6 protein-coding genes are annotated in these 6,171 nt (G+C 57.7%); 1 reads left to right on the top strand and 5 read right to left on the bottom strand.

Annotated features, from left to right (window positions below; translation table 11 throughout):
• Window positions 1–93: 93 nt before the first annotated feature.
• From BLR31_RS20170 to BLR31_RS20180, 3 genes are all read right to left on the bottom strand, one after another.
• Complete coding sequence (locus BLR31_RS20170; RefSeq protein ID WP_090599991.1) at window positions 94–585, bottom strand: DUF305 domain-containing protein; 492 nt, start codon at window positions 583–585, stop codon at window positions 94–96.
• A gap of 34 nt (window positions 586–619) precedes the next feature.
• Window positions 620–997, bottom strand: a complete 378-nt coding sequence (locus BLR31_RS20175; protein WP_143009474.1) for a hypothetical protein — start codon at window positions 995–997, stop codon at window positions 620–622.
• A 230-nt stretch (window positions 998–1,227) separates the two neighbouring features.
• Window positions 1,228–1,425, bottom strand: coding sequence for a heavy-metal-associated domain-containing protein (locus BLR31_RS20180; RefSeq protein ID WP_090599998.1), 198 nt, complete (start codon window positions 1,423–1,425; stop codon window positions 1,228–1,230).
• Window positions 1,426–1,585: 160 nt separating this feature from the next.
• Here BLR31_RS20180 and BLR31_RS20185 point away from each other — a divergent pair, with 160 nt between their 5' ends.
• Window positions 1,586–4,141: a heavy metal translocating P-type ATPase gene (locus BLR31_RS20185; RefSeq protein ID WP_090600001.1), complete on the top strand. Its 2,556-nt coding sequence runs from the start codon at window positions 1,586–1,588 to the stop codon at window positions 4,139–4,141.
• A 486-nt stretch (window positions 4,142–4,627) separates the two neighbouring features.
• On the opposite strand, the gene BLR31_RS20190 is transcribed toward BLR31_RS20185, so the two are convergent.
• Both BLR31_RS20190 and BLR31_RS20195 read right to left on the bottom strand, forming a co-directional pair.
• Window positions 4,628–4,900 carry a hypothetical protein gene (locus tag BLR31_RS20190; protein ID WP_090600004.1) on the bottom strand — a complete coding sequence of 91 codons (273 nt, stop codon included), beginning with the start codon at window positions 4,898–4,900 and terminating at the stop codon, window positions 4,628–4,630.
• Between the two features lie 39 nt (window positions 4,901–4,939).
• Window positions 4,940–6,093 (bottom strand): IS3 family transposase gene (locus tag BLR31_RS20195; protein ID WP_425287290.1). Its coding sequence is split into 2 segments (ribosomal slippage): window positions 4,940–5,817 and window positions 5,817–6,093, totalling 1,155 coding nucleotides; the frame shifts between segments, so codons are not numbered across the junction.
• Between the last annotated feature and the right edge of the window lie 78 nt (window positions 6,094–6,171).

Below are 6,171 nucleotides of genomic sequence, written 5' to 3' on the forward strand. Positions count from 1 at the left end.
ATTATAACGCTTCCAGCGACTGGAAGCGCAAGGACTGATTAAGTCAATTGCGAAAGATGACCGCGCGGCACGGACCGCGCGGCCGGGTATTCTTCAGTTGGCGTTTTCGATCAGCCAGTTAGTCATCTGCTCAATCTCGGCGACCTGAGCATCGATGATCTCTTCGGCGAGTGCGCGCATCTGCGGGTCGTCGCCATGATCGAGCACTACCTGGGCCATGTCGATGGCACCCTGATGATGAGCGATCATCCCGCACGCGAAGGCCACATCGGCGTCTTCGTTCATCATACCTTCGTGCATGGCGGGCATGGTGATCATCATCTTGGCCATGTTCTCCTGGACATGCTCGGGCATGGCCTCGAGGTCCATGTCCATCCCCATCATGTCCATCATCGCCGAGCCCATATCGTCATCTTGATTGCCGTGCATGTTGCCATGGCCCATGGACGAATGATCCATATCGCCCATCCCAGCGGAGGTCGTGCACTGTTCGGGCAACTGGAAGTGAGCCTCCTGCGCGAGAGCGGGGACGGACAGCGTAGTAGCCGCAAGGGCTGCCATGAAGACTGTATTTGCGAAGTTCATCGGAATTCTCCTGTCAAATCTGGTTTATATTCAATTAGATCAGCAGGATACGTGGAGGAGGAACGGCAACATCGGGCGAGCCGCCGAACACGTTCGCCCCAATGGAGTTGACTGTCGTGTTGCCTGAATCCGAAAACAAGTTCCAATGGGTTTGGGTCGCCAAGCCGGGATGGCAGTGTGTCATCATGCAGCAATCGACGCCGCAGGGCTGACAGGGGTATTGGGAGCTGGCCAGCTTGCCAGGGTCGAAATCGTGATATGCCGCACTGTGCGCCTCCTCGATCCCATTGCCATGCATTTGGGGATGATGCTCGAAGGCGCCCACGCCAACCGGAAGCCAGGCCAGAGAGACGGCCAGTGCAAGCATTGCGGCAATAATCACCTGTGCTGTCCGGCCGCCAAGCTTCAACAAACGACCTCCTTGGCCCACGTCAGGATCGGAACTCTCATTGAACTGAACAATGCCCTAAAGTATGGCGGTTTCGAGGACGAGGACTCATCGGTTTGGGGTTGATCGATCGGACTGAACTGCCAGACAGCAGACCGAACCTGCCGCAAGAAAGGATCGACCCCCAGCGTCGTGAGATCGATGAGATGAAAATCCTCATTGCCGAACTCGAACAATGAAGCCCCAGGCGTTGGTTATGCGGCACGCCGTGGCGGATAGCCCACATCGTCGAGTGTCGCCACAATGGCGGTCTCATTAGAGTTCGAGGTGACACGCACCACCTTGGCACCAAGATCGATATCGACTTTGGCTTCAGGATCTACCGATTGGATCGCTTTGGTGACGCTCTTGGCGCAGCCGCCGCACGTCATGTTGTCGATGTGAAATTCCATGTGTCTCTCCTATGAATTGCTTTTTTGGACGATGGGTGTTCCAGCAGGAGGAAGGTCAAGGGAATTCGGCACTGGAGAAATAGTTTCGTGGCAGTATTGACCTTCCATCGACTGGAAGGCGCAGAGAACGTGTCTCAGAGCTTGCCAACAGGAGCGACCGATGACCGCCCATACAAACCTCGCAGCCAGAACTGGACCGGCTACGGCCGCTGGGCCAACAAAGATCACGCTTCCTGTGGTTGGAATGACATGCGCGTCCTGCGTTGGTCGCGTTGAAAGGGCTTTGGTGGGCGTGCAAGGCGTCTCTGGAGCCAACGTCAATCTTGCAACCGAGCGCGCGGAGATTACAATTAATGAGGCTGTAGACCGTGATGCTCTGGTCAATGCAATCGAGGATGCAGGCTATGAGGTTCCTGGCCAGAAGCTGGAGCTCGCAGTCGAAGGGATGACCTGCGCTTCTTGTGTCGGTCGCGTGGAAAAGGCGTTGCTTTCGGTTCCCGGGGTGACCAGCGCGTCGGTGAACCTTGCGTCCGAGCATGCTTCCGTCTCGGGAGGTGCATCTCTCACTGAGGCCGCACTGGTCGCTGCCATTGCTTCAGCCGGTTATCAGGCGCACGCAACAAGCGCCGGTGCGGATGGAGAGGCTCAAGCCGCCCGCAAGCAGGTCGAGCAGTCGGCTCTGGCCCGGGACGTGTCGATTGCGGCGTTGCTCACCTCGCCGGTTTTTGTTCTGGAGATGGGCTCGCACCTTATCCCTGCAATCCATATTCTGGTGATGAACAGCATAGGTATGCAAGAGAGCTGGTATCTCCAGTTTGCCCTTACGACACTGGTCCTGTTCTGGCCAGGCCTGCGCTTTTACAGGACCGGGTTACCGGCGCTCGCTAAGGGCGCACCTGACATGAACTCGCTGGTGGCTGTGGGCACGCTCGCCGCCTGGTCGTATTCGGTGGTGGCAACCTTCACGCCGCAAGTTTTGCCCGCTGGAACCGTGAACGTCTATTTCGAGGCGGCCGCCGTGATCGTGACGTTGATCCTGATTGGCCGCTATCTGGAGGCCCGTGCCAAGGGGCGGACCTCAGAGGCGATCAAGCGCCTTGTCGGCCTCCAGCCCAAGACAGTCCGTGTTCAACGCGACGGCAAAAGTGTGGAGATCCCGCTCGCCGATATCGTCACTGGCGATTTGGTCGATGTCCGGCCGGGCGAACGCGTTGCGGTAGACGGCGAAATCGTGGAGGGGTCCTCCTTTGTTGACCAATCCATGATTACAGGAGAGCCGGTGCCTGTCGAAAAGGCAGCGGGCGACACGATTGTCGGCGGCACGGTCAATCAGACTGGCGCGCTAACGTTCCGTGCGACCGCAGTAGGCGCCGACACCACGCTTGCCCAGATCATCCGCATGGTCGAGGAAGCGCAAGGCTCAAAGCTCCCAATTCAAGCGCTGGTCGATCGGGTGACGCTGTGGTTTGTCCCCGCCGTCATGGCTGTGGCTGCATTGACCTTTGTTGTCTGGGCGATCTTTGGTCCTGATCCGGCGATCACCTTTGCCCTTGTCAATGCCGTAGCCGTGCTCATCATCGCCTGTCCGTGTGCCATGGGGCTGGCAACACCCACATCCATCATGGTTGGAACCGGACGTGGCGCCGAGATGGGTGTTTTGTTCCGCAAGGGTGAGGCGCTGCAGTCATTGATGGGCGCCCGCGTTGTGGCGTTCGACAAGACCGGTACGCTGACCGCGGGCCGACCCGTCCTGACAGATCTTGAAACCGTTGACGGGTTTGCCAGCAACGATGTGTTGGCTCTTCTTGCCGCAGTTGAAGCCAGATCCGAACATCCCATAGCGCGGGCCATTGTCCAGGCAGCTCAAGAACAGCGTCTGGAGCTCCCAGATGTCACTGGTTTCCAGAGCCTTACCGGTTTCGGCATACGCGCTCTGGCAGACGGACGTCGCGTCGAGATCGGTGCTGACCGATTCATGGAAAGTCTCGGGCTCGACGTCTCGCCGTTCGCTGCCACTGCAGCCCATCTCGCCGAAGACGGTAAGTCCCCACTCTATGCCGCCATCGACGGGCAGCTCGCAGCAATCATTGCTGTTGCCGATCCGATCAAACAAACCACACCAGATGCCATCAAAGCCCTGCATGATCTTGGTCTCAAGGTAGCGATGATCACCGGTGACAATCGCCGCACTGCTGAGGCGATCGCCCGGCGTCTGAACATCGACCACGTGGTGGCAGAGGTGCTGCCCGATGGCAAGGTCTCTGCGGTGAGGGAGCTGAAACTCGCGCACGGTGGCCTCGCCTTTGTCGGGGACGGGATCAATGACGCGCCCGCACTGGCCGAAGCCGATGTCGGTATCGCTATTGGAACAGGCACCGACATCGCGATCGAGGTCGCCGACGTGGTGCTGATGTCGGGTAGTCTCATGGGCGTCCCCAATGCAATCGCGCTCTCGAAGGCAACGATCCGCAACATCCGTCAGAACTTGTTCTGGGCGTTTGCGTATAATACCGCTCTCATTCCAGTCGCAGCCGGCGTGCTCTATCCCACATTTGGGCTACTTTTGTCGCCGGTCTTGGCGGCAGGGGCGATGGCGATGTCGAGTGTATTCGTGCTTGGCAACGCGTTGCGGCTGAAACGGTTCAGTGCGCCGGGCATTGACGCCAAGCCTTTAAAAGGGCACCCGCGCGACTCTGAGGGAACCAATCTCCTATAAAATCTGGCGCTGGGATCGCGTATTGCGTGCACATCGCCGCATCTGACGAAACGCGATGGTTGCGCGCGCCAAATGGCGGCATCTAACTGGCATGCCTGGAAGAATCCACAAACGGCTCAGGCTCTGTTGATCGGCTGAAAAGCGAACGTTAGGCAATGGAGCCTGCGAACGGCGGCAATGGGGTCGTTTACTGAACGGCGGTTTTCTGAGATTCCGGGCTAGAACCGGATAGTCCGGTTTCGGCCCCAAATGCGACTTTTGGGGGTTCGGCTTGAGAAGTCCCCTTCATCGGTAAGGCTGCAGGTCCTCATAGAAGAGCGAAGGAGCCGACGTCCTCTACCACCGAGAAAGGTTTCAAAATTTTAGCTATACTTTCTTTGTGTTAAGTCTATTCTGTAGCGGTAAGCAATCGCAGAATGTATACAGAATATACGGATAATCGCATAAAACTGACTTATTCGGTATGGCGTATAAATTGCAGGGGATTCACCAGCCAGGGGTACGGTTCAGCACGTCTCGCAATGCCGTCAGCGCCTTGCTTCTGCGATCATCCGGCATTTTCTCCAGGTTTCTCAGCTTCCAGCGCACGGCCGGCAGGTCCGGGGCATGGGGCAGATCAAGCAGCTTCCAATCGGGTTGTCCCGATTTGAACCCCAGAAGAAATTCCTTCTGCTGATCAGTCAGCCCGGTGTTGATCTCCCGGACCAAGCGCTCGCGCACCTCCAGCAATTCATCCAGTGCTACATCGATCCGTACCATTGAGCTACTCCCCAATCGCTGGACAGATTTCGGCGTAATTTAAGCTACTCGTTGCACCTGCTGGTCGGGTTGGTTTTGCTCAATGCGCTGCCTATAGATCACGGCAGGCGGTTTGCCGCCAAGGGCGGAATGGGGGCGTCGGTGATTGTAGAATTCCATCCAGTCGCGGACGCCGGCGCGAGCCTGTGATCCGGTTTCCCAAGCGTGCAGATAAACGCATTCGTATTTGAGGGTGCGCCAGAGCCGCTCGACGAAGATGTTGTCGAGGAACCGGCCCTTGCCATCCATGGAGATGCGCACTCCCATTCGTCGCAACCGATCGGTCCAGGCAAATGACGTGAACTGGCTGCCCTGATCGGTATTCATGATCTCGGGTGGGCCGAACTTGTGAACAGCCTCATTCAACGCCTCAATGCAAAAGTCGGCCTCCAGCGTGTTCGAGATGCGCCATGCCAGCACCTTGCGGGTGTGCCAGTCCATGATGGCCACCAGGTAGAGAAAGCCCCGGCGCATCGGCAAATACGTGATATCCGCAGCCCAGGCCTGGTTGGGGCGCTCCACCCTCAACCCCTTCAGAAGATAGGGCCAGATCTTGTGCCCCTTGGCCGGTCTCGAGGTGTTTGGCTTCTGGTAAATCGGCATCAGACCCATGAGCCGCATCAGCCGACGCACGCGCTTCTCATTTATCAGGTGAGCTTCATTGCGTAGGTGCCAGGTCATCTGCCGGACTCCGAAGAAGGGGGTCTCCAGGAATTGCTCGTCGATCCTGCGCATCAGGGCGAGGTTGATCTCAGTCTCGCCTTTCGGCGTGTAGTAGAACGAGGAACGCGCGATCGACAGCAGCGTGCACTGCTTGCCAATCGAGAGCACGGGGTGAGCAGGTTCGATCATCCCCCGTCTCACTTCCCGCCCCAGGGCTTGAGCTTTCTGGACAAAAAATCGTTGGCGACGGCCAGCTCTCCGATCTTGGCGTGCAGATCCTTGACCTGTTCATCGTCAATCTCAGGCTTTTTGCGCCCGCCACGTTCGAACACACCCGATGCCCCTTCGAGCAACGCCCGTTTCCATTGGTGGATCATCGTGGGGTGGATTCCGAACCGGCTCGCCAATTCCGATACCGTCTCTTCGCCCTTCAATGCTTCCAGGGCGACCTTCGCCTTGAACTCGGGCGAATGCTGCTTGCGTTTCGACATCTCTGATCTCCATCGTCGAAGACCAGCAGACAACAATTTGTAGCTTACGTCAGTGCCCTATTTTCGGGGAGTAGCTCA

It is taken from the genome of Pelagibacterium luteolum, assembly GCF_900100665.1.
GTDB classification, from domain to species: domain Bacteria; phylum Pseudomonadota; class Alphaproteobacteria; order Rhizobiales; family Devosiaceae; genus Pelagibacterium; species Pelagibacterium luteolum.